Source organism: Caproiciproducens sp. LBM24188, assembly GCF_054130445.1.
Window position 1 is genome coordinate 449,495 of the sequence record NZ_CP196862.1, and the last position, 24,537, is coordinate 474,031.

The window sequence follows — 24,537 nt, forward strand, 5'->3', positions numbered from 1 at the left end:
TTCTATGTAAGGAGGTACCCCACAATGAAACTCGTACTTGCCGAGAAACCCTCGGTTGCCCAGTCCCTGGCTAAGGTTCTGGGTGCAAACAAACGATGCGACGGTTATCTGGAAGGCAATGGCTATATCGTCAGCTGGTGCGTTGGGCATCTGGTAGAGCTCTCTCCGCCGGAGGCCTACGATGAGACCTATGCCAAATGGCGGCTCTCAGACCTTCCTATTCTGCCAGCTGTCTGGAAGTATCAGGTCTCAGCTTCCACCAGAAAGCAGTTCGGTATCCTGAAAAAGCTGATGAAGCGCGATGATGTTGAAAGCCTTGTCTGCGCAACGGATGCCGGGCGCGAAGGTGAACTTATTTTCCGTCTGGTCTATCACCAGGCTGGATGTAAGAAACCCTTCGAAAGGCTCTGGATCTCCAGTATGGAGGATCAGGCCATCAAGGATGGATTTGCCCACCTGGAACCGTCAAGCAAATATGATGCTTTGTATGAAGCAGCCCTTTGCCGGGAGCGTGCCGACTGGATCGTCGGAATGAACGCCACCCGGCTTTTTTCATGCCTGTATCACCAGACACTGAACATTGGCCGCGTAATGACACCGACTCTGGCAATGGTCGTTATGCGTGATGCTGAGATCGCCGCCTTCAAACCAAAGCCCTTCTACACCGTGCAGCTTGGAATGAACGGTATCACCGCAGCCAGCAGGCGTTTTGATGAAAAAGGCGATGCACAGCAGCTGCTTGCCAAATGTAAGGAGACCATGAAAGCCGTGATCAAGTCCATGGACCGAAAGGAGAAAACGGAGCGAGCCCCACTTCTCTATGATCTGACCAGCTTGCAGCGCGATGCCAACCGTATCCTCGGCTTTACCGCACAGCAGACGCTGGACTACACCCAGACGCTCTATGAAAAGAAGTTGGTGACCTATCCCCGTACCGACAGCAGGTATCTGACTGAAGACATGAAGCCAATGCTTCCTCCCCTCATTTCTCAGGTGGCGGAGAAAATTGGTGTTGATGCATCCGCATTGAAATCTGACGGCAAAACGGAAATCTCTGTAGATGTCATGTGTGATAGCCGGAAGGTAAGCGATCACCACGCTATTATTCCGACAAAAACCATGTGCGCTGCCAATCTTACCGAGCTTCCCTCCGGTGAGAAGGCTATCCTTCAGCTGATTGCGGTCAGGCTGCTTTGTGCCGCAGCTCCCGACTATCGCTATGCGGAGGATACCATTGTCCTGACCTGCGGCGGCGAAGAGTTTTCGAAAAAGATCAAGACGGTTCTCTTTGGGGGCTGGAAAGATATCTGGCAGCGGTTCTATCCGGTGAAGGATAAGGAAAAGGAAGCCTATACCGGTCCAACCCTTTCGCCGGATGCCATTGTTTCTTTATCCCAGGCAGAAATCAAGGAAGGAAAAACAACTGCGCCGAAGAGATTCACTGAGGACACCCTCCTCTCTGCCATGGAGACCGCCGGTGCCGAGGATATTCCGGAGAATGCCGAACGAAAAGGCCTTGGTACCCCTGCCACTCGAGCTGGCACGATTGAAAAGCTGGTTCAGAAATGCTTCATGGAGCGTAAAGGTGATAAGAAAACACGCTATCTTGTTTCCACCGATAAGGGCAATTCTCTGATTACGGTCATGCCGGAGCAGATTCAGTCTGCTTCTATGACGGCAGACTGGGAGCAAAAGCTTCTCCGGATGGAGCATGGCGATTATGAGGCCCGGGACTTCATGCGGGAGATCACCGACATGATTTCCGGGCTGGTTCAAAACTACGAAGCTGTGAAAGGAGCAGACAAGGTGAATTTGTTCGGAGAACAAAGAGAAGGCGGCCTGGGCCGAACACTTATGTCAGATCACAAACGAGTCGGAGCCTGCCCCTGCTGTCAGGCAGACGTGCTGGAAAAACAGAAGGGCTGGTTCTGCAGCAACAAGGAATGTCGCTTTGTTCTCTGGAAGGACAATGCCTTTTTCAAGAGCATTGGGAAGCATTTATCCTCCGGCATGATTGAGAAGCTGCTTTCGGATGGCCGCATTCGCCTGAAGGACTGCAAGAGTCAGAAATCCGGAAAGAACTACAATGCCACTTTGCTTCTCTCCACGGAAGAGAACGGAAGGGCCAGCTTCCATCTGGAATTTGAGAATAGCCGCAGCGGCACCAAGGGAGGTGGAGCGAAATGATTTCCGATAAAAAGGAAGCACTGTATCTGATAGACAACGAGTCCTATCTGCACTTGAAGGAAATGGAGATGGGATTTGCCTATGAATCCTTTGATAAGGTTACCGGCGCTGCCCGGTACACCGGCCTGATCACCTATGAGGATATGCTGGAGAATCCGATTCGAAATCCTCTTGCCTGTGCCAGAGTGATGGCCATTCAGGAGATCGGCTTCAAGGGTGAAGTGGTTTCCGGAGTTGCTCTTCGCACCTTGGATCAGATCAAGGACGCCAGACGAGCCTATCGAAAGGCGCATCGGGAGGATCCTCATGACCACAGCATCCGATTTATCACCAGCAGCTACGATGAATTGTTCCGCATCCCTGACGGTGGAAAGGTAAAGATCGATTATCCGGACCGAAGCTTCATCGTGCCCTGTGAGTATATCGACGATTACCACACCCGGATCGGCGGCGAGGTTTACCACATTTGTCAGTTTGCTGAGATTCTGGAGCGAGGCGATGGAAAAGTCAGTCCGGAACCGGAAATGCTGAATGATCAGGCCGCATGGCAGGTTGGCCACAAGGAGTATCTCACCATCCACGCCACTGATGGCGGGTGGGACTACTCCATCTACGACAAAAGCTTTGCTGAAGTAGATGGCGGTCGGATCGATCTGGCAAGCATCACGATTCAGGAATGCAGAGATATGATTTTGCAGGACCTCGGCTGGCAGAATCGAAACTTTGCTGAGATGGATTATGACATGGTTGAAGATCGAGCTTCTGATGTTGCGGAGGAAAAACTGAGCTCGGTACTGGAGCAGCTCCATGAAAAACGCATGGCGAATGGTGACAGGGCGTCGGATGCGGATGCCCGCCCCAAGCCCATTGCCGAAAAGAAGAAGTCGGAGGAATGCTTATGAGCGTAGAACAGAAACCCTACCCTTCGCAATTCGAGAAGGTTAAGGCAATCACGGATCAGCTGGAGGCCGGAATACAGGCACTTTTTGAAAGCGACAAATTCAAACAGTATCTGAAAACGCTTTCTAAGTTCCATGATTATTCCCTGAACAATACGATCCTGATTGCCATGCAGAAGCCGGATGCCACGCTGGTGGCCGGATATACCGCCTGGCAGAAGCAGTTCGGGCGTCAGGTGCAGAAAGGCGAAAACGGCATCCGTATTCTCGCCCCTACTCCCTACAAAAAGAAAATGGAGGTTGAGAAAACCGATCCTGTCACCGGTGAGATCCTCACAAATCCGGATGGGACCAGTGTAAAGGAAACAAAGGAAGTCCTGATGCCTGCGTTCAAGGTGGTCAATGTTTTCGATGTCAGTCAGACTGACGGAAAGCCTTTACCCACTCTCGGTGTAAATGAGCTGACCGGCGATGTGGCACAGTATGAAATGATCTTCGAAGCATTGAAAAAAGCCTGTCCCGTACCGATGGATTTTGAGCAGATCACGGGCGGCGCAAAGGGATATTTTCACACCGTCGAGAACCGCATCGCCATTCAGGAAGGCATGAGCCAGGTGCAGACTGTGAAAACAGCGATCCACGAAATGACCCACCAGAAGCTTCACTCCATTGACCCCACAATCAAGGTGGACCCTCTGGAGCCGAAGCTTACCAGAAATCACAAGGAGGTGGAGGCGGAATCTGTGGCCTTCACCGTATGTCAGCATTACGGAATTGATACCGGGGATTACAGCTTTGCCTATGTGGCAGGCTGGTCCCATGGGAAAGATACTCCGGAGCTGAAGGCCTCCCTGGATAAGATCCGTAAGACTGCTTCGGAGATGATCACGGAAATCGATGAACATTTGGCGGCGCTGCAGAAGGAATATGCCTGGGCTCACCTGACAGCGGATGATGTGAAGAACATCGAATGTATCGGTTCAGAGTATATGCCGCATTCCCGTATGGCAGAGCACACTTTTTCCTGTGAAATCGTTGGTGAACCGATGACGCTGAAGCTTACGGTATCCCAGCACGATGACGGCGAAGGCTTTACCATTCATACCGAGGGAAAAGATATCTGGGATGCTATGCCGGAGAGTGAACTCCGGAAGTTGGAACCGGTTCTGACATCGACGGTTGAACTTCACTACTGGACATCTCAAGTTGAAAAAGCAGAGACTGCGGAAGCTGTGAAAGAAGTTACTTTCGGATTTATGGAGACGGAAAACCGTGGTCTTTCACAAGAACAATGCCAGAAATTCTGGGAGGCTGTGGAGCAAAAAGAAGCAGCACTATCCCCTCCCTCTGCCCTTGCGGATCTGCAGGCAAAGAAAGAAAAATCTGAAAAGGAGAAGTCTTCAAAACCGAAAACAAAGACCTCTCGGAAGAAAACACAGAAACGGAAAAAGGAGGAATCGCGATGATGTTTACCGTAGAAGAAATAAATCTGATTCAGGCGATGAATCACACTTGTCGAAGGATGGCGATTTTCGACATAAAAACCAGTATCCCGAATATCGAGGACCATGAACTGAAGGAACTCTGTGAGAAGACCCTGAAGAAAATATCGGCCATGACCGATGCGGATTTTGCCGCTATTGACTTTACCGTGTATGAGGAGGATGAGGAAAATGAGTGATTGGCATGATGAATTTACTGAGCCCATACATGATACTCCGGCAGAAAAGGATCCGCTGATTGCAGCGATGGAAGCAGCCGGTTATACCTATGACGGCCTTGAAAGCACCAATGATAATCTCCGCTTCTTTGGCGAAGGCGGTCAGGTTATTACCATGGGCGGCTGGCATGAATGCGAGGAATGGCTGAATAGTGTTGTCTTCGATGATCCGCAGGTGATGAACCGCGTGGAGATCATTCTTCATCCGGAACGGTTTCCGGAAAAAGATCCCGGAAGAGCTGCCCTTCGCGCTGTGGAAGACGCGGTGGAGCAGAACGATAACAACTTTGACGGCATCATCAATAACCTTCCGGAACCGGATCCGACGCTTCAGGCATGCAAATGTGCCGATGAGGAGGCAAAGCAGTCTGTGCTTGCAAAGCTGAAGAAGCAGCAGCTGCATGAACCGCCTCACAGACCGGAGCGTCCTTTCATTTTATGTGGTTCGGAGGAAAGAGTTCGTGAGTGAAAATAAACATCAGGAGGTGTCTCATGCAGGCAAGAGATAAATGGGTCCACTTCGTAATGTCTCAGGAAGAACTGGAGCGCATGCAGCAAAAGATGGATGAACTGGGTATCCGCAACAAGAGCTCCTACCTTCGAAAAATGGCGCTGGACGGCTACTGCGTCAACCTGGAACTGGATGATGTGAAGGAAATGGTCTCTCTCCTTCGCTATTGCAGCAACAATCTGAATCAGTATGCCAAGCGGGCCAACGAGACCGGCTCTATCTATGCGGAAGACATCCAGGATTTGCAGAACAGGCAGAATGAAATCTGGGAAATTGCGAAAGAGATTCTGGCAAGACTGGCGACGATCCAGTAAAGAAACGGTGTGGCAGATTGCTGTCACACCGGATACATACGAAGCTCCGGTGCGCGACGTTGACATCCTTGACTTCGGAAAAATCACTTTATAGACTATACTCAAAAAGCCAAAGGAGGACTCATTTATGTGGCTGATCAAACTCCCATTTCGAATACTCGCGCTGCCGATCATGGCAGTTGTTGCCGTACTCTCTATCTTTTACTCCCTCGCCTTGAACCTTTCAGCTATGGTCACCGGACTTGTATATCTGGTATTGGGCGTCTGCATTGTGATGCTTCTTTTTCAGCATGCCTGGATCTATGCGGCGCTCCTATTTGGATTTGCCGTTCTGGTTTTCCTGGCAATCATGTTTGCTGAGGCAGTCTCTCTTGGGCTGGAAGCATTGACCGGGAAGCTGTCGAAATTTATCTTTTCATAACGAATCATAACTTAACGGGCCTGAGGAATTGATACGCCTCAGGTCTTTTCTTTTGCACAAATTTGAGAAAGGAGCGGATGCCCATGGCAGCAACCAGACTGATTCCCATGCATGTGAATAAGGGAAAAACCATTGCCCAGAGTCTGGGTGACAGAACGGATTATGCAAAGAATCCGGAGAAGACGGACAAGGGTGAACTGGTCACCGGTTATCAGTGCGATCCTATGACCGTGGATGAAGAATTCCTGTTGTCCAAGCGTCAGTATGAGCAGATCACCGGTCGCCGCCAGAGGCATGAAGTGATTGCTTATCAGATCCGTCAATCCTTCAAACCAGGCGAAATCACACCGGAGGAAGCGAACCGATTGGGACAGGAGCTGGCTCTCCGTTTTACAAAAGGCAAGTATGCATTCATTGTGGCAACTCATACCGATCGGGCTCATGTTCATAACCACATCGTATTCAATTCCACTTCCATTGACGGAACCAGAAAGTTTAAGAACTTCTGGCTATCCAGCATTGCCCTGCAGAGAGTCAGTGATCTGGTCTGCTTGGAAAACGGCCTATCCGTTATTACTCCGAAGCCATACAGGGAGCGAGCAAAACGAACGGACTACCCTCGCAGAGTGAAAAACAGAGATGTTCTCTGTGAGGATATCGATGCTGTTCTGCAGAAGAAGCCGAAGTCCTTTGAAGCATTTCTGCAGGAGCTGCGGGCACTGGATTATGAGATAAAATGCGGAAAGCATATTTCCGTCAAAGGGAAAAATCAGACCCGCTTCATCCGCCTGTCCTCTCTGGAGGAAGGCTATAGTGAGGCGGATCTGCGAGCTCATTTCCTCGGACAGCAGGAACGCAAGCCGAGAGAAAAACGTAACCGCCACACAGATGTCCGTCCCTTCAATCTTGTCATTGATATCCAGAGCAAGCTGCAGAACAAAGGGGCTGGATATCAGCGCTGGGCATCGGTTTATAACCTGAAGCAGATGTCGAAGACGCTGCTGTTTCTGCGGGATCATAAGATTGAAAACATGGAGCAGCTGGACCAGCTTGTGCAGAAGCAGACTGCCAAAAGAGATGCCCTGATCTCCTCTATTCAGCAATCGGAAAAGCGATTGGCGGAGATCGGCACTCTGAAAAAGCATATCATCAACTATTCCAAAACGCGGGCCACTTATGAGGAGTACCGCAAAGCCGGTTACAGCAAAAAGTTTCTGGAGGCGCATCGGGAAGAAATTACGATTCATAAAGCGGCAAAGGCGGCCTTTGATGAATTGGAGGTAAAGAAACTTCCGAGGATAAAGGATCTAAGTGTTGAATATGCGGAGGTGCTGGCAGCAAAAAAGCAGGCCTATGCCGAATACAGACTGGCGAAAAATGATGCTCAGGAGCTTCTGATTGCTCAGCAGAATATTGCTTCTCTCTACGATGCAGAGCGCAAGGAAGAAGATCAGAAACGTCGGAAGGATGAACAAAGTCATTAAGGCTGGCAAATCAAAAGGTCTGAGTAACAGTCATGGTACTGCTGCTCAGACCTTGCTTTTTTAGTATTTCGAAGAAACGCGCAGCCATCACGAAGTGATGATCGATAAGGGCTTGGGAATATCCCAACAAGCAAGTTGTCCCGTTTCGGGATAACGCAGTTTTCGCAGGACTTGGCCAAGGAAACATTGCTTGCAAATTAGTGAGGTGCGTAAAATTTTGAGCATAAGATGGTGCAAGATAGATTGATTTTATTCGTTTAACGGATTATAATAAACAATGGATTGATGTGATTTTTTGTTTGATGGACGAGGAGCAAATATGGGGTTTTTATCAACAACACAAGCATCTAAAAAATGGGGAATATCTCCAAGAAGAATTCAGGTATTATGTGCGGAAGGACGTATTCCGGGTGTGTTTAGAGTCGGAAACACATGGGCTATTCCAGAGGAAGCCCAAAAGCCAAAAGATGCACGTATTCGCAGCGGACGATATATTAAGGGCGCTTCCATTAGTTAAATGTGCGTAGACTGGGAGGAAGATAATGAATAGTAATAGAGTAGAGTTAGCACCAGACGCTCATCTGTTAATGGCATCACTGCGCTCAGTTGGATATAAAACAGAGACGGCTATTTCTGATATCTTAGATAATTGTATAGCTGCTCACGCTACAGAGGTTCATGTTGACTTTTCTTGGAATAAAGAGGACTCAACCATTGCTATATATGATAATGGCGATGGCATGGAGAAGTGTTCATTAATTGCTTCTATGAAAATTGGATCTGCAGACCCATCAGAAAAAAGAATGTCTGACGATTTGGGTCGTTTTGGGATGGGGATGAAAACGGCAGCTTTTTCAATGGGAAAACGTTTAAGAGTTATAACAAAAAAAGAAAACAAGATTTCAACAGCTTGTTGGGATTTGGATTATATTGAAAACCAGCAGGATGGAAAATGGAGCTTGTTAGTTGATGACATCCCCATCGAAACAGTGCTCGAAGAATACCCCGTATTTCAGCATTTTGATAACGGAACGTTAATAGTCATAGACTTGTTGGATCGATTTGTTGATAGCGCATCACTAAAGAAATCAAAGATGAATTTCTATAAAACAGTTGAACGTGTTAAGGCTCATGTAGGGATGATATTCCATCGCTTTATAGAAGAAGATGATTTAAAAATTTTCTTTAAAGATGATTTGGTACCAGCATGGAATCCCTTCATTCTTTCAAATAATGCAACTCAAGAACTGAGTGAAGAAGAATATTTTGATGGAGAAAAATACGTTTTGGTTCAACCATATGTGCTTCCGCATAAAACGAAATTTGCAACTTCAGAAGATTTTGAAGCTGCAGCTGGACCCAAAGGTTGGACTGCTCAGCAAGGGATATATGTATATCGCAATAGACGATTGTTGGTATTTGGTACGTGGTTTGACTTTATTAAGAAAGAACCCGCTTTTAATCTAGCACGTATCCGCTTAGATATGAATGCTGATCAGGACTATGATTGGAAAATTGATATCAAGAAGTCTGTAGCTACGCCCCCATTATATATGAGGGATATCATTGATCGAGCAATTACTGTTTGTACGGCGCAATCTGCAAAGGTTTATAACTCAAGAGGTGCTTATTCAAAAAAACCAGGATCTCAACAGTTGAGTTACGTATGGGAACAAAGAAAGAATAGACTTGGTTCATATATGTTCTACCTTAACAAAAAGCATCCGATGCTAAATAAGATACTTCAACAGCTAGATGAAGATGGCAGAGCTGATTTGAAAGCATATCTAGCGCTAATTGAGGGATATGCTCCTTCTGCGCAATCTGGCCTGACATCGTATATGTCGGAACAGGTGAAAGAGGCTGTGTCAAATGATGACCCGGGCAAAATGGCAGATATTGCTGAAGCCAAGGGCTATATAAAAAAATTTATACAGAATGGTTTTGCTAAGGAAGAAGTTGAAGGTATCATTTTAGGAATGCCAAATTACAAGTACATAGAAGAAGAAATTAAAAAAATATTTGAGGACGAGAATTATGATTAATTATCCGGAAGGTTTGAAGGAAAGTGAACTTCAGCTATATATTGCAGCGTTCAAAAGATGTCGTGAGCTGATAGAAGAAAAGGAGAATCATACCACTGTAGCTGAAACGGTTGATGCCATTGTTGCTCAGTGGGGGCCTGTTGTGAATGATGCAGAACAATTACGGGCTTTTTTACTTGCTGAGGTTAAGGTTCCTATTGATCCAGTAACAGTTATTGCTGATGTAACTGTTAAGGACAAGAAATGGTTTTCAAAAATAAAAAAAGAAAAAGGTTACTTATTAGAGTATTGGAGACGATATGCTGATTATTTGAACCACAAGCCTTCATGGTCACTCGATGCAGTTGCAGATATTGACGAGTCAACAGATGCTGTACTTAATTTCATGGCAGACCCTTCACTCGGCATAAAGCAAAATGTCTACGGCTTAGCTTTTGGTTATGTACAGTCGGGAAAAACAGCGCACTATTTAGGTGTTCTCAACAAAGCTGCAGATGCTGGCTATAAAATCATTATCGTTCTAGCGGGTATTCATAACAATTTGCGCAGCCAGACTCAAATCCGATTAGAAGAGGAATTTCTCGGATACGATGTGCGCGGAGCTGCTGACGATAGTCAAAATGCAATAGGTGTCGGAGTGGGACAAAGTGTAAGTTACCATCTCCAGGCACTTACTTCTCGTGAAGAAAAAGGTGATTTCAACAAAATCAAGGCAGGCACATCGATGAATCCTCCGTTTGTGGTGGTCACCAAGAAGAATGCATCGGTATTAGCTCAACTAATTAAATATCTGGGAAATCTTCCAGTTGCTACAACGGATGTATCCGGAAAGAAACATTTTTCAGCGGAATATCCTCTGTTGGTTATCGATGATGAAGCGGATCAAGCGTCGCTTAACACGAAAGATTGTTACAATGCTGATGGCTCACTAAAAGACGATTTTAATCCTACGACTATCAACAAACATATCAGAAGATTATTGGGACTTTTTGATTGCTATTCATATGTTGGCTATACTGCCACACCATTTGCCAACATTTTCATTCCACCTAAGAGTGAAAATCCAAAGTATGGGAAAGATCTCTTTCCAAAGGACTTTATCGTGAACATTCCAAGGCCAAAGAACTACATAGGTGCGTTGGAATACTTTGGTTTAACTGATGGTGATGAAACTGTCAAAGCGATGCCGTTGTTTAGGGAAATTCAAAAGGGAAAAGATTATCTGGGAAAAGGGACAAAAAAAGATGATCCTGTAGGAGCTATACCTGATGAGCTCAAACTGGCGTTAAAATCTTTTGTGATATCAGTTGCTGTTAGAAACCTGAGAGGACAATTTGCAAAGCCTAATTCAATGTTGATTCATATTGTCCGTTTCAAAGGGCAGCAAAATATCATCAAGAGAAAGGTTGAAAAGTATTTTTTAGAGGAAATATATAACTTCATTAAGAACGATGATTCAGAAATCGAAAATGAGCTCAAGGAGATTTGGGAAAAGGATTATGTTACTACCACAGCTCTCATGAGAAGTGACTTTTCTCAATACATGAATGGAGTTGCCGAGCACAGTTGGAATGTTGTTTATCAAGAAATTATTCGTTTCATAAAAGCTAAGGAATTCACTATTTACAGCATTAATGGTGATAGTTCAGACACGTTAATTTATGAGAACCATAAAGGTGAACCGTTTAATGTAATTGTAATCGGCGGAGATAAGTTGGCGCGTGGATTGACCTTAGAGGGATTGATTGTTAGTTACTTTACAAGAAGTTCTAATACATATGATACCCTGATGCAGATGGGACGTTGGTTTGGATATCGGCCAGGTTATCTGGATCTTTGCCGACTTTACACAACAAAAGTGCTGCATGGTTACTTCGTTGATATCTCAAGAGCTACAGAAGATCTGGTTCGGCAAATTGATTATATGGGAAATGTTGTGAAGCAAACTCCTATGGAGTTCGGTCTGGGCGTAGAATCTAATCCAGATCTTCTTATAACAAGCAGAAATAAGATGAGAACTGGAAAGGATATGAAGCGAGACTTTAGTGCTCACCTAAGTCAGACTCGTATTCTTGATGTTGACAGCGATCAGTTCAACGAGAATTTTGCCGCCGTTGAAAACTTGATTTATACAATGGGAAAACCTGCTTCTGATAATGAAATAATTGCTAGACTGAATCGAAAAGTTGGCTCACATTATTACTGGTTTGATGTATCAGGTTATGACGTGTCACAATTTCTTGAACAGTACAAAACATCTTCATCCGCTACAAGAGCAAATAGTAAGTACATGGCTGATTACATAAGAAATCAGACGACGGTTGGAGGGTTGACTAATTGGACTGTTTGCTTAATTAATTACGAAGCAACAGGAAGAAAGCCATTCCCAATTGCTTCTATAGATGCAGTTGGTGCAGGCTTGACAAGAGCAAATCCTCAGATTACTGACGGAGAAGCAACGTGTGATATCCATACCCTTTTATCAAAAGATCAGGAATACTTGGATTATGATCAAAAGCAATTTGAAAAAGTAAAGCAAATGCAAGAAGACGGTGATTCAGCCGAAAAAATTCGAAAGAATACTCGTTCAAGAGAACATGGATTTTTAATGCTGTATCCAATCGGTAATGTTGGTCCCATTACGGAAGAAATGGATCGCAATAACAGTAAAACACCATTTGCGGTAGCCGTTGTATTTCCGGATAGAAAGGGAAAAGGAAATATTAAGTCCTATCATGTAAATGATATTGCTGTGGAGAACAAGAGCTATGACTTTGACGCATAAAATCTACAATGATTTGAGTGTATCCTTAAGTGCCGGGAAGCACCAAACATTATCAAAAGTATATACAACACCTAACGGAATATCACTTATCTACGCAATGAATCGTGATACAGAAAAAAGAGCCTTGTATTTCGTTGCGGAAGAAAAATCAGTGGATAGTATGCCGCGATGTAAAGGGCTTGATATCGGAAAGGTACACTTGTATGAATACAGTCCTGTAGATTTCTTTTGCGAAATTGCGCAAAACTCTGGCGATGAAAGTTATATGTTTGAAATCATCATCGAGGACATACGTAAAAATGCTGATGAATTAAATGATAAGCAACAACTGGTTGCACGAGTGTCGAAGTTGCTTATTAAATGGAAGAGTTTTTTTGCACAGGAAAAGACCTTGATGCTATCGCCAGAACGCCAGCAAGGCTTATATGGTGAACTCTTATTTTTGAAGCAACTGATTGGCATGTTTGGGACTAGCGCTGTATCATTTTGGACTGGATGTGATTATGAAACACATGATTTTTACATAAGAGGAAATGCTGTGGAAATAAAAACAACATCTTCGAAAGCTCTATACAAGATGCACATTAGCAGTGAATATCAGCTTGACGATTCAGAGATATCAGGGGAGCTGCTTGTCGATTTTTTTGCACTAAGAAAAAGTTCTGCAGATGGTGAAACGCTTCCGCAGCTTATTGATGATATTAGATTCAAATTGGACGATAATCCATTGATGCGTAAAAAGTTTGACACAAACTTGGAGACATATGGGTATTTTGATGGTCTCGAGGATAAATACACGACTGGCTATCATATCCGAGAGGAGCACTCTTATCGTGTCGCAGATAGATTCCCTAGAATTGTTAAGAGAGACATTTCAAATGGCATTTCAGGGTGTACATACGATGTGCTGGTAAATAGTTGTGCATCTTTCGAGATTACTGCTTCGGAAAAGGAGCATAAAATGAAAGGAAGTGAGGAAATTGTCTGATAAACTGGCGGAATTTAATCAGGATATTTTGGAAGAAGTTGTATCCTATCGCACGAATAACATCGTTTCCACTTCGGTTGCGTTTAAGACAATTTTCTTATCCTATCTTGCAGATATAGGAGAATCTAGTATTTCGGACTGTCAGATTATTGATTTTAAAAAAAGCAGCAATAAGATGCGTCTTGATGGATACGTCTTTAACGAGTATTTTAATACGCTCACGCTTATCGTTAGTGATTTTAGTCCTTCACCGCAGATTGTAAAGACCGGAAAGGTTGAAATAGAGAAGACAATTAAACAGGCTCATCGATTTCTAAAGAACTGTTTTACCGGATACTTTGAAGAAGTCGAGGAATCAAGTGATGGATATCAAGCGTATGAATATATTCAAGCGTGTAAAGATGATATCGAAACCGCAAATATTATATTGCTTACAAATAAAAAAGCTGTTTTATACGTGCCAGAGGATTCTAAGATTGGGAAAATTACTGTTCGATATGATGTTTGGGATATAGAACGGCTGTATCAGCATGTGTTCCTGAATGCTCAAACGGATGTAATAGAGATAAAGCTTGGAAAAAAATATGGGGTAACACTGCCATTTATTAAAGTGTCCGGAAGCAGTCAGCAACCATATGACTGTTATGTAGGAGCAATCTCTGGTGAACTTTTGGCAAAAATCTATAGTGATGAAGGTCAAAAGTTGATTGAAAAGAATGTCCGTTCATTTCTTCAGGCTGCCGGGAAAATTAATAAGGGAATACGCGACTCTCTTAAGAATGAGCCAGATATGTTTATGGCTTACAATAACGGCATTTCAACAATTGCAGAGTCGATTGAGATCGATGAAGATGCTTCTTCAGACCGTTTTGTTGTAATCAAGTCTATTACAGGATGGCAAATAGTAAATGGTGGTCAAACAACCGCTTCGATCTATAATGCCTATAAGGGCAAAGTAGACTTATCTTCAGTTAGCGTTCAGATGAAACTAGCTGTAATAAAAGCTGAAGATAGAGTGAGTGAAATCGTTGGTAATATTTCAAAATATGCCAACAGCCAAAATCCCATTAAAATGTCGGATTTTAGCGCAAATGATGATTATCATATACGGATGGAGCGGCTATCGCGAATTGTATATATACCAGTTACCAAAGGAAAATCTGTGGATAGATGGTTTTATGAAAGAGCAAGAGGTCAATATTTAGTTGAAGTGAATCGTCAGCTTACCCCTGCATTAAAAAAAGAATTCAAGGCTCATAACCCGAAGAAACGGTGCGTGTCTAAAGCTGTTGCTGCCAAGTGTATGATGTGTTGGATGGGGTACCCGGATGTCGTCAGTAAGGGCCTTGAAACAAATTTTGTTTTCTTTACAGGACTTATAAATGACGGAAAGATTCCAGAGGCAACAGAAACAAACTACAAACACATGATAGCCGAAGTGATTCTTTTTAATGAGTGTGATCATATTGTGGCAAATCAAAAATTTGGCGGATTCAAAGCTCAGATTGATTATTACACAGTTGCATTATTAGGAACATACTATAAAGATCAAATCGATCTGGATATAATATGGGAAATTCAAACGATAGAGCCTAATGTTACATTACTTATAGAAGAATTGGTTTATAAGGTTTGGCGGCACTTTCAGAACCCCACTACTCCAGGTGTAAACATCGGTCAGTGGTGCAAAAAAGCTGAATGCTGGGAATTGTTGAAAAAACGATTTGAAAATGATGAGCTTCAGTGAGAGGTAAAAAATGTATAGAACAATAGACTTATTTGCTGGAGCTGGAGGACTAAGCCTTGGCTTTTTGCAAACAGGAAAATTTGATATTAAAGTTGCATTTGAAAATAACCCTAACATGCAAGAAACATATCGACGAAATCATCCTGGTGTTGATGTAAGAGGTGATGTATGTGCGGCTGATTATGAAGAAATCCAAAAGCAATATGGGAAAATCGATGTTGTGATTGGAGGCCCGCCTTGTCAGGGGTTTTCAAACGCTAATCGCCAGAAAAACCATGCGATAAGCCAGAATAATATGTTGGTAAAACAGTATATCCGTGCAATTCGCGAACTGCAGCCGCTGGCTTTTGTTATGGAAAACGTGAGTATGCTGCGCTCAGATGTTCATAGGTTTTATTTGGACAAAACGGATCACGACTTAATTATCCAAAATAGCTATGATATCCCAATGCAGGAAACAAAGCTGGTGTTGCTTGAAAAGGAGTATCTTTTTAATGGTGCCATGGAGATTGTGCAATCTTTAGATGCTATCTCCGAAAATATTTGGCCAGAGGACTGCTATGTAGCCCTCAATGTAATTTACAAAGCCACTAAAAATCCCAAAAAGGTCGTTAGTGCACTATCAAAGCACAAGAAGAAACTGTTGAAATATGCTGACAAAGTAACAAGTAATATTTCGGAGTCGTATATTGCCATTCAGTCCAGAACGGCTTTCAATGCCATTCAGCAGTTCTTTGATGGGACACTCGAAGTCTGCAAGCTGAAGCAAGCAATTGAACCAGCTATTATGATTCAGCGGATGCTTAGTAAGGCAAAGGAAATCTTTGACAATCAGATTGTTGTTGATTCATACAGTGATGAAAATGACTTGGTTGCAGTAATTAGGTCCTATGCAGTATTTGACTATTTGAAAGCAATTCTCGGTACGGAACCAAATAGCTATGCGATAAATGCAGATATTCTTTGTGCAGCAAACTATGGGGCACCTCAAAAGAGAAACCGTTTTATTGTAATGGGTATAAAGAAATCGTTGGCTGACGAAGTCAAATTACCGGTCGGTACTTTTTCAGAGGAAACATACCGGACCGTCCGGGATGCGATTAGTGACTTGCAAGAGGTGAAGACTGTAACTGAGGTGGCAGATGATACTGGTACATCTATAAAAGCTATGAGCAATATCAGTGAACTTGGACGTGCCCTTCGTGACACAGACACGCTGTTTAATCATATCATTACAAATACAAGAGAAACTGCAATGGAACGTTTTAAGGCACTTAAACAGGGTCAAAATTTCCATTCTCTTGATGATGATCTGAAGACTAATACTTATACAGATGTAAGTCGAACTCAAAACACGATATACCTTCGCCTTGATTATGATCAGCCGAGCGGTACGGTTGTAAATGTTCGAAAATCTATGTGGGTTCATCCTGTATTAGATCGCGCCGTGAGTGTACGTGAAGCAGCCCGCCTGCAGACATTCCCTGATAGTTTCGTATTTTGCGGAACAAAGGACAAGCAGTACCAGCAGGTTGGTAATGCTGTGCCACCAATTATGGCAAAGGCAATTGCTAAAAAACTGGCGCAACAGTTAAAGAAAATAGAGAATGGTTCGGAGCAATAGATAATGGCTGATAATCATACCAAAGAGGTACGAAGTCGAAATATGTCTCACATCCGAAGCAAAAACACGAAGCCCGAGGAGAAAGTGAGAAAGTATCTCTTTTCCAAAGGATTTCGATATAGGAAAAATGTTCACACTCTTCCGGGATGCCCAGACATTGTGCTTCCAAAGTACAAAACCGTTATTTTTGTAAATGGGTGTTTTTGGCACAAACATGACTGTCCAAGATTTGTTTGGCCCTCTTCCAATGAGGAATACTGGATTCCAAAGATTCAGAGAAATGTGGAAAGGGATGAAATGAATACTCGCCATCTTATGTCTCTGGGGTGGAATGTACTCGTGGTATGGGAGTGTCAGCTGAAGAAAAAAGCCTTTGAACATACTATGAGCCAGTTAGAGTCTGATATTAGGAAAGGAACGGAGAAACATGAATAGATATACTTTTTCAACACAATCAGGAAAGGCATACTATTGTAACTCCATTCCTGGATTTATTGCTGATCAGTCAACCGATATTGTGGGCCGACTGGTCAGACATGCATTTGATATTAACAAAGAACAGGCTAATGCTTGGGAAAATCAAATCACTGAGTTGCAACGCCGCCTGGAAGAATGCGGTATGGAGGGAGATATCATATTTGAGTATGATATTGTTCGCCTTGGCAAGCGTATTGATGTTATTCTGCTTATTCGACACATGGTATTTTCTCTCGAATTCAAAAACGGAAAAAATGTTTTTACCGCACAGGATGCGCAGCAGGCTGAGGATTATGCCATTGATATAAAGAACTTCCACAAAGAATCTGAAGATCTGTATGTTTGTCCTATTTTGATTGCTACCGATGCCGCACGATATCCGAAACCCCAATCTTGCGATTGTTATCCGGACAAGCAAGTTCATCTGCAGAGAGAGAATATTGAAACGCTTATTCCAAAGATTACAGAAATCTCCTCCTTGTACGGTGATGATGGAGAGATTGATTTTGATAAATGGTTTAATTCTCCTTACTACCCTACCCCTACTATTATTGCAGCGGCTGTGGAGGCATATAGTTCTCATAATTTAAGTCAGATTGCTCAATCAGAAGCTGGTCAAGAGAATATCAATCTTTGCGAAGCAAAAATCTATGAGATAATTGAATACGCAAAGGTACAAAAGAAGAAATGCATTTGTTTTGTTACAGGTGTGCCCGGTGCCGGAAAAACCTTGGTTGGCTTGGATGTTGTGGCTAAAAGCCTAGATGATGCAAACGGTTTAAGTGTTTATCTTTCGGGAAACGGTCCTCTGGTTGAAGTACTGCGCGAAGCATTAAAGAAGAGTGTCGAATCCAATGACAGAGAGCGTGAAGATCTTTGGAAGAGAGCAAAGAAGTCTGCAGGAAAAACATTTGATGTTCCTAAACCTGAGAAGCTGTTTAACAAACATACCCAAGCTGCAATCAACACACTGATCCAGAGTAGTTATGCATTCAAAAAAGACAATGCATCGCATAGTAACCCAACTCCGGAGAACATTCTGATATTTGATGAGGCTCAACGTGTATGGAATCAGGAAAAGATGGCTCGTAAACATGATGACCCCATAATGGCAGTAAGTGAGCCTAAGCTGCTGTTCAGTATTATGGATCGTCATCAGGACTGGGCAGTTATGATTTGCTTGGTTGGTCTTGGACAAGATATCTATGATGGCGAAGTGGGAATCAATGAATGGTTTCGCTGTGGTATTGAAGAGTTCAAAGAATGGGAATTGTTTTATTCTCCTTTGATTTTCAGTCAAGTTGAAGATAAGAATATTGACCAAGAAAAGATTCTCTCATGTGAAAGATGTCACCAGATCGATGAACTTCATTTGAAGACCTCTATTCGTTCGTTTAGAGCTGATAAACAGTGCCAGTTTGTTGATGCACTTCTTGATAATGATCCGAAACAAGCATCGGAAGTATATCAACAAATTGCCTCGAAGTATCCTATATACATAACAAGAGATTATTCTTTGGCTAAGAAATGGGTACGTGCGCATGTACGTGGTTCTCAGCGTTCTGGCGTTTTGGCATGCAGCAGTGCGCAAAGGCTGAAGCCAGAAGGCATCTATGTTCCCACTGAGATAGATGTCAAAAATTGGTTCCTGGCACCAAGTGATGATTTGCGTTCGTCCAACATGCTGGAGGTAGTCGCAAGTGAATTTAAGGTACAGGGGCTTGAGATTGACTGGGCAATTGTTTGCTGGGATGCGGATCTTCGACGCAGTAAGAATGGAGCAGATTGGGATCACTATTCATTTAGGGGAACGAAATGGAACAAAAGAAATAAGCCGGAACAAAAGCGTTATTTGGTAAATTCATATCGTGTTCTTCTTACAAGAGCACGCCAAGGAATGGTGCTGTTTGTGCCGAAGGGAGTTGATCCCGAGGAAGATCCGACAAGAGATACTGAGTATTATGATGGTATCTATAAGTATCTTGTTTCTTGCGGGATTCAAGAATTGTAGTAGATTTTTACTTTTTCCCAAATGATTACATAGACACTATCTTAACGAGGTTTCATATGGAAAACGGAGCAAAACTCAGAATCTTATATTTATATCAACATCTTGTTCAACATACCGATGCCGAACACACTTTATCAACCGCCGAGCTGATGAAGATCCTCAAAGAAGATTATTCGGTGAAGGTTTCCCGAAATACCATCAGCGATGATCTTGCCATGCTTCACGACTGCGGCCTACATATTGAGCACTATGAGTCTACCCAGAACAAGTATTATTATGACGGCCACATTTATGAGCTTCCAGAGCTCAAGGTTCTTGTTGATGCTATTTCTTCTTCCAAATTCATCACGCAGCGAAAGAGCGATGAATTGATAGCGAAGCTTCTTACCTTGACCAATTCGCAGAATGCGGCAAAGCTCCGCCGTCATATTTACGTTGCCGGTCGTGCAAAATCGGACAATGAAAACGGATATTATATCGTCGATGCCATCAATGATGCGATCGATACCAAGAGAAAGATATCATTCCGCTACACGGATTTTGATGTGACAAAGCAGCGTTATATCGCAAATGATGGCGAACCCTACACGGTAAGTCCGTATACATTGATCTGGGACGGAGATTACTATTACATGCGCGGCTTCTGCGATGAGCGTCAGGAAATGCGGAATTTCCGCCTGGATCGCATCGCGGAGCAGCCGAAGATCCTTAACCAGATTGCGGTAATGCCCCCAGAAGATTATACTCCGGCAGACTACAGCAAACATGTCTTCCGTATGTATGATACCGATGAGCCGGTTTCCGTGCAGCTGTATTGCCATGTGTCGGTGATGAAGTATCTCATCGATAAGTTTGGCAGCGATTTCGAAACCATGGTTGTGGATGACGAACATTTCAAAGCAACGGTCAGTGTATGCCCCAGCACCACTTTCTACAGCTGGGTGTTCGGATTCAACGGAAAAATCAAAGTTGAAGGACCGCAGAATGTTGCTGAGACATACAAGGAAATGCTCGTCAATGCATTGAACGAGATGTAATTCGCACTACTGCACAAAATTCTGCGCACCTGCGTTCCATTAAACAAATCACCCCTTGCTTCCCGGAGCAAGGGGTATTATAATACATTCAATGGAACGATTCGTTCCGTTATCGAGAGAAAGGAATTAAAACCATGAGAGCTATGAGCACAGAAACGATGCAAAACATCATTTCCTATGTTGATCAATACTTCTGCGACAAACATACCACACCCTCTGTAAATGAAATTGCTTTGGGTGTAGGTATTCCTAAAACGACTGCTTTTCGCTACCTGGTCGAAATGGACAACCGTGGAATGCTCGAATACGATGGTAAGTCTCGTACCATTCGTACTCCTATGATCAAGAAATTTGCTCCCGATTCTGCCCCCTGTCCTCTTGTTGGATCCATTCCCTGTGGTTCCGCGCAGACAGAGGAAGAAAACATTCTTGAATATGTCAGCCTTCCTGTTTCCCTTTTCGGGAATGGCCGGTACTATATTCTGGAGGCTTCCGGTGATTCCATGGTTGATGCGGGTATCGATAGCGGAGATCTGGTCGTTATCAGGACAGATTGCAATGCTGAGATTGGTGATATCGTTGTTGCCCTTACCGGCTACAGCGAAAGCACATTGAAGGTTTACGCCGGAATCGATGAAGATACTCAGGAAGCCATTCTTGAGTATCGGAATCAGGCAAAATATCCGGACGAAGAGATCCGCGTGAAGCAGCTGATCGTCCAGGGCGTAGCCAAGCATGTAATCAAAGCATTATAAATGATATTGTTGTCACCGGAGGTGAAGTACGAGATTATGAATACATATGACGTGAAATGCCCGGTATGCGGCGTAGTCAATCACAGCCTGTTTCTTGAAGAGACGGATGGCTGGATGGAATGCGAGCACTGCGGCCATACGGCAAAATACTGCTGGGAACCGCAGACAAAAAAACAGATTCCGGTATTTGTAATCCGAAATCTGCAGGCGCAGGTCGGACCTGCCGATTGCGTACACACATGTAGATAAGAAGGGAGTTAAATAAGTGCCACATGAAAACTTTGTATGGCGCTCAAGAAAGATATACTGCCCCAACTGCCGCCAGTTAGTGATTGGCTATGAAGGCAAAGATGGCATAACCCGAATGACCTGCGACAGATGCGGGACCGTGATGGTCAGCAAATCGATGGGACGCAGGCATGACCGCATTGACATATACGCCCCACGGGGTCAGGAGCGCATTTAACAATTGAATCAACTTGGCATAACGACGGAATGGTTGAGATGAAACAGGCTGCGTAAATCCATCTCCAGGTCATATGCTGTAATGATCGGTCAGTTAAACCAGACATACATGAGAGGCTGCCGACAAGACGGGATTCCTATATCCATAGGATCCCTGCCTTGCCGGTGGTCTTTTTCTTTTTTCGGCAAGGCTTTCAAAACCAAAACATCATATCGAAAGCCTGACATGCATTAAGGGCTGAGGATACAAATATTGCTCAATTTCTGATTTTCAGAAAAGCAGTATCGGTACCCTTTCTTTAGTGCACCTCTTTTTCGGGGACATGGTCAGGAACGTACTGTGAGCAATGGTATCCTTTGCTCTTCCGCAGCAGGCGGAAAGGAAAACAGTATGTATTTTGACGCAACCGAATTCGCAGCTCGCCTGAGCACTCTTCGAAAGGCACAAGGAATGACCCAGGAGGAAATGGCCGAAGCACTCAATATCAGTTTGGAGCATCTCAGCAAGATGGAACGTGGTAAGAGAAAACCGTCTATCGATCTGATCATTGCTATGGCCTGCTACTTCCATGTGAGCACCGACTATCTGCTCATGGGGAAAGATCATGACATGGTGGACAGTCGCACGAAGCTTCTGGATGTGGTGACTCAGTTGACAGAAATCGCAAAAAGCCTGTAACTCTAACAGCAATGCACGAAAAAGCAAGTTCAGAAGCGCCGAATTTGCACGAAAAAGCAAGTTCAAGGCATCACTCGCAAAAAAATATGCAAATCCGTACAACCAGGGCGGGCAACCCGTACAGTCGGTACCTAAAAACATCCATCCGTATGGGCTAAACTTGTACATGTAAGGAGCCAAACGACTCCTCTACAGGAACCTTGAAAATTACATACCATTCTTCAGGCACAACCCTGTGATGGGGAGCCACATCAGCGGATGAACGCAACGATCGCCATTAGGGGGCGGGAGCGTGAACTGGCCTGTAAGTATCGGATTGCTTCCGATATACAGCATTGATCCATCACAGCACAATGATACTTCTGTACGCAGCTCGGTGAGAACCACGGAGGGGTTAGATTCCCATGGATCTGGTAGCAGCCAGACGCCTGAATGTATTCCCGGCAGGTCAGAGCACCTGCCAGTTCCCAGGGGCGTCGAGGACAAATGTGGGGATAACATATTTTGCAACTATGCAGAGCCATGCAGCGATGCAAAACCAGGTGCTTGCACATGGGTTTTGTCATCGATATATGGCGAGCTAACCACATGAGCAAAAAAGCAGCATAGCTGCGGTTTTGCGAATGGGGTGCTGCATAGTTGCTGGGAGAAAAAGCCCTTAGCGGCTTTCTTGGGTGGGAAGCGATATCCCGCCCTTTTACATAGAACCTACATGAGGAGGAGAAAACATGCTTAAAAAAGATTGGAATTATAGACGCGGTGATATCTATCTGGCAGACCTGGGCGAGCATCGCGGTAATATTCAAGGCGGTGTTCGTCCGGTTATCAATATCCAGAACAACAGCGGCAATTTCTTCGGACCGACGTTGATCGTCGTGCCGCTTACCACGGAGCTGAAGAAACTGGGCCAGCCTACACACTGCGTTCTCAAAAAGCAGCGCGGTCTGAGTGAAACCTCCATGAGTGAGGCGGAACAGATTGTAACCATCAATAAGTGCCAGGTAATCAAGTATCTGGGGCGCACGAGCAAGAATCATATGGAGCGCATTGACGACAGCATCCGCGTAAGCCTTCATCTGGATCCGGACGATACCTTGCCCATTCCGGAGTGCGTGGAATTCCCCTGATTTTGAATTTGCGGCAAGGATGAAAACGGAAAGCGAGGAATGACATATGGAAGCAATTGAGACTTTTGAATTACCGGCAGAAAATGCAATACCCATCACAGAGAAACGCTGCTATACCGTTGAGGATCTGCAGATCATCCTCGGCATCAGCCGCGGCACGGTATATAAGCTGTTGGAACAGCAGGAATTTCGCTGGTTTAAGATCGGAACCGCCTATCGAATTTCAAAGAAGAGCTTTGATGAGTGGTTGGACAACAAGCTGTAAGCTGTCAAGGATGTCGAGCTGTTCCGCGACATCCTAACAATCCGAACGGATAACCGCTACGATGTAGCCAGGTCTTAAGACCTGGCTATCACTATATAAGGAGGACCCGATATGGATGAAAAGAAAAGGACTACAATGTCCGTTCCGGAGATGCGGCGGATGTTGGGGCTTGGAAAAACTGATTCTTACTGGCTGGTACATAGGCAGTGCTTTGAAACGATCATTGTTGCAGGCAAGATGCGAGTTGTGATCGACAGCTTTGAGCACTGGTATGCAAATCAGATCAAGTACAAAAAGGTTGATGGATCGCCGCCCGGTACGGAGCTCAGAGCATATTCTTACTCGGTTCAGGAAATGGCGGAGCTGCTCGGTGTGTCCGACGATACGGTTTATACCTTGATCAAGCGGGATCACATTGAGACCTTTGAGGTGGATACCTGGATGCGTATTCGAAAGGATGTTTTTGAGGCATGGTACAAGACGCAGACCAAATATCGAACCCAAGCGGATCGGGAACGAGATGCAGAGCTTGAAGCTGCATCCATGACGATGCCGGAAATGGCCAGACTGCTTTTGATCACCCGGAAGGAAGTCTACAATATCCTTCTTACCGGCAGAGATAAAGATCAGTTTGAGTTTGTCTATATTGCAGACCGACGGCACGTAACAAAGGACAGCTTTGAGCGCTGGTATGCCGGTCAGAGCAAGTATCGCAAACTTTGCGACAGATCACCGGAGGAGATCATGGCGATTGAGAGAAAGCAGCAGGAAGCCGTGAAGCCTCGTCTCAAGGTGGATGAAACAAAGGCAGCATTTACCCTGCAGGAAGCAGCCGTACTTCTTGATCTTACATACAATGAGGTGCGCAGGCTGATCCAGACCGGAGAAATTGAAGCCAAAAAATACGGACTCAAGTATCTGATCCCCCGGGATGATATTAAATGGTTCCTGTTTCAGCAGAAACTCGAACGTGAGAACTAGGAAAGGAGTGAAAGA

General features: G+C 44.3%; 23 protein-coding genes. All 23 read left to right on the forward strand.

Annotation, left to right across the window (positions count from 1 at the left end; all coding sequences use genetic code 11):
* Window positions 1-24 precede the first annotated feature (24 nt).
* The 23 genes from ACSVDI_RS02080 to ACSVDI_RS02190 all read left to right on the forward strand — a co-directional run bounded on the left by ACSVDI_RS02080 (window position 25) and on the right by ACSVDI_RS02190 (window position 24,522).
* Complete coding sequence (locus ACSVDI_RS02080) at window positions 25-2,187, forward strand: DNA topoisomerase 3 (RefSeq protein WP_306569417.1); 2,163 nt, start codon at window positions 25-27, stop codon at window positions 2,185-2,187.
* Window positions 2,184-3,089, forward strand: a complete 906-nt coding sequence (locus ACSVDI_RS02085; RefSeq protein ID WP_457944357.1) for an LPD16 domain-containing protein — start codon at window positions 2,184-2,186, stop codon at window positions 3,087-3,089. The genes ACSVDI_RS02080 and ACSVDI_RS02085 overlap by 4 nt, the downstream gene beginning before the upstream one ends.
* Window positions 3,086-4,552 carry an ArdC family protein gene (locus tag ACSVDI_RS02090; protein ID WP_457944359.1) on the forward strand — a complete coding sequence of 489 codons (1,467 nt, stop codon included), beginning with the start codon at window positions 3,086-3,088 and terminating at the stop codon, window positions 4,550-4,552. The genes ACSVDI_RS02085 and ACSVDI_RS02090 overlap by 4 nt, the downstream gene beginning before the upstream one ends.
* A complete protein-coding gene (locus ACSVDI_RS02095; RefSeq protein ID WP_306569415.1) occupies window positions 4,549-4,767 on the forward strand; it encodes a transposon-transfer assisting family protein in 219 nt (72 codons plus the stop codon). Before ACSVDI_RS02090 ends, ACSVDI_RS02095 begins: the two co-directional genes overlap by 4 nt.
* A complete protein-coding gene (locus ACSVDI_RS02100) occupies window positions 4,760-5,275 on the forward strand; it encodes a DUF4316 domain-containing protein (protein ID WP_306569414.1) in 516 nt (171 codons plus the stop codon). Before ACSVDI_RS02095 ends, ACSVDI_RS02100 begins: the two co-directional genes overlap by 8 nt.
* 23 nt (window positions 5,276-5,298) lie before the next feature.
* Complete coding sequence (locus tag ACSVDI_RS02105; RefSeq protein ID WP_055174994.1) at window positions 5,299-5,631, forward strand: plasmid mobilization protein; 333 nt, start codon at window positions 5,299-5,301, stop codon at window positions 5,629-5,631.
* Between the two features lie 127 nt (window positions 5,632-5,758).
* Complete coding sequence (locus tag ACSVDI_RS02110; RefSeq protein ID WP_306569413.1) at window positions 5,759-6,052, forward strand: hypothetical protein; 294 nt, start codon at window positions 5,759-5,761, stop codon at window positions 6,050-6,052.
* 83 nt (window positions 6,053-6,135) lie between these two features.
* Window positions 6,136-7,536, forward strand: coding sequence for a relaxase/mobilization nuclease domain-containing protein (locus tag ACSVDI_RS02115; RefSeq protein WP_306569412.1), 1,401 nt, complete (start codon window positions 6,136-6,138; stop codon window positions 7,534-7,536).
* Window positions 7,537-7,855: 319 nt separating this feature from the next.
* On the forward strand, window positions 7,856-8,053 hold the full coding sequence (locus tag ACSVDI_RS02120) for a helix-turn-helix domain-containing protein (RefSeq protein WP_306569411.1): 198 nt from the start codon (window positions 7,856-7,858) through the stop codon (window positions 8,051-8,053).
* Window positions 8,054-8,078: 25 nt separating this feature from the next.
* Window positions 8,079-9,581, forward strand: a complete 1,503-nt coding sequence (locus ACSVDI_RS02125; RefSeq protein ID WP_306569410.1) for an ATP-binding protein — start codon at window positions 8,079-8,081, stop codon at window positions 9,579-9,581.
* Window positions 9,574-12,366 (forward strand): Z1 domain-containing protein, encoded by a 2,793-nt coding sequence (locus tag ACSVDI_RS02130; protein ID WP_306569409.1) that lies wholly within the window; start codon window positions 9,574-9,576, stop codon window positions 12,364-12,366. The genes ACSVDI_RS02125 and ACSVDI_RS02130 overlap by 8 nt, the downstream gene beginning before the upstream one ends.
* Window positions 12,350-13,354 (forward strand): PD-(D/E)XK motif protein, encoded by a 1,005-nt coding sequence (locus ACSVDI_RS02135; protein ID WP_457944361.1) that lies wholly within the window; start codon window positions 12,350-12,352, stop codon window positions 13,352-13,354. The genes ACSVDI_RS02130 and ACSVDI_RS02135 overlap by 17 nt, the downstream gene beginning before the upstream one ends.
* Complete coding sequence (locus ACSVDI_RS02140; RefSeq protein WP_306569407.1) at window positions 13,347-15,101, forward strand: AIPR family protein; 1,755 nt, start codon at window positions 13,347-13,349, stop codon at window positions 15,099-15,101. The genes ACSVDI_RS02135 and ACSVDI_RS02140 overlap by 8 nt, the downstream gene beginning before the upstream one ends.
* Before the next feature lie 10 nt (window positions 15,102-15,111).
* Complete coding sequence (locus ACSVDI_RS02145; protein WP_306569406.1) at window positions 15,112-16,725, forward strand: DNA cytosine methyltransferase; 1,614 nt, start codon at window positions 15,112-15,114, stop codon at window positions 16,723-16,725.
* Window positions 16,726-16,728: 3 nt separating this feature from the next.
* Window positions 16,729-17,160: a very short patch repair endonuclease gene (locus tag ACSVDI_RS02150; RefSeq protein ID WP_306569405.1), complete on the forward strand. Its 432-nt coding sequence runs from the start codon at window positions 16,729-16,731 to the stop codon at window positions 17,158-17,160.
* Window positions 17,153-19,213, forward strand: a complete 2,061-nt coding sequence (locus tag ACSVDI_RS02155; RefSeq protein WP_306569404.1) for a DNA/RNA helicase domain-containing protein — start codon at window positions 17,153-17,155, stop codon at window positions 19,211-19,213. Before ACSVDI_RS02150 ends, ACSVDI_RS02155 begins: the two co-directional genes overlap by 8 nt.
* A gap of 176 nt (window positions 19,214-19,389) precedes the next feature.
* Complete coding sequence (locus tag ACSVDI_RS02160; protein WP_457944363.1) at window positions 19,390-20,250, forward strand: helix-turn-helix transcriptional regulator; 861 nt, start codon at window positions 19,390-19,392, stop codon at window positions 20,248-20,250.
* 134 nt (window positions 20,251-20,384) lie between these two features.
* On the forward strand, window positions 20,385-21,005 hold the full coding sequence (locus tag ACSVDI_RS02165; protein ID WP_457944364.1) for a LexA family protein: 621 nt from the start codon (window positions 20,385-20,387) through the stop codon (window positions 21,003-21,005).
* 36 nt (window positions 21,006-21,041) lie between these two features.
* Complete coding sequence (locus ACSVDI_RS02170) at window positions 21,042-21,254, forward strand: translation initiation factor 2 (protein WP_306569401.1); 213 nt, start codon at window positions 21,042-21,044, stop codon at window positions 21,252-21,254.
* Window positions 21,255-21,810: 556 nt separating this feature from the next.
* Window positions 21,811-22,149 carry a helix-turn-helix domain-containing protein gene (locus ACSVDI_RS02175; protein ID WP_235227995.1) on the forward strand — a complete coding sequence of 113 codons (339 nt, stop codon included), beginning with the start codon at window positions 21,811-21,813 and terminating at the stop codon, window positions 22,147-22,149.
* Between the two features lie 728 nt (window positions 22,150-22,877).
* Complete coding sequence (locus ACSVDI_RS02180; protein ID WP_306569400.1) at window positions 22,878-23,276, forward strand: type II toxin-antitoxin system PemK/MazF family toxin; 399 nt, start codon at window positions 22,878-22,880, stop codon at window positions 23,274-23,276.
* Window positions 23,277-23,322: 46 nt separating this feature from the next.
* A complete protein-coding gene (locus ACSVDI_RS02185) occupies window positions 23,323-23,541 on the forward strand; it encodes a helix-turn-helix domain-containing protein (RefSeq protein ID WP_268824265.1) in 219 nt (72 codons plus the stop codon).
* Between the two features lie 111 nt (window positions 23,542-23,652).
* Window positions 23,653-24,522: a helix-turn-helix domain-containing protein gene (locus tag ACSVDI_RS02190; protein WP_306569399.1), complete on the forward strand. Its 870-nt coding sequence runs from the start codon at window positions 23,653-23,655 to the stop codon at window positions 24,520-24,522.
* Window positions 24,523-24,537 lie beyond the last annotated feature (15 nt).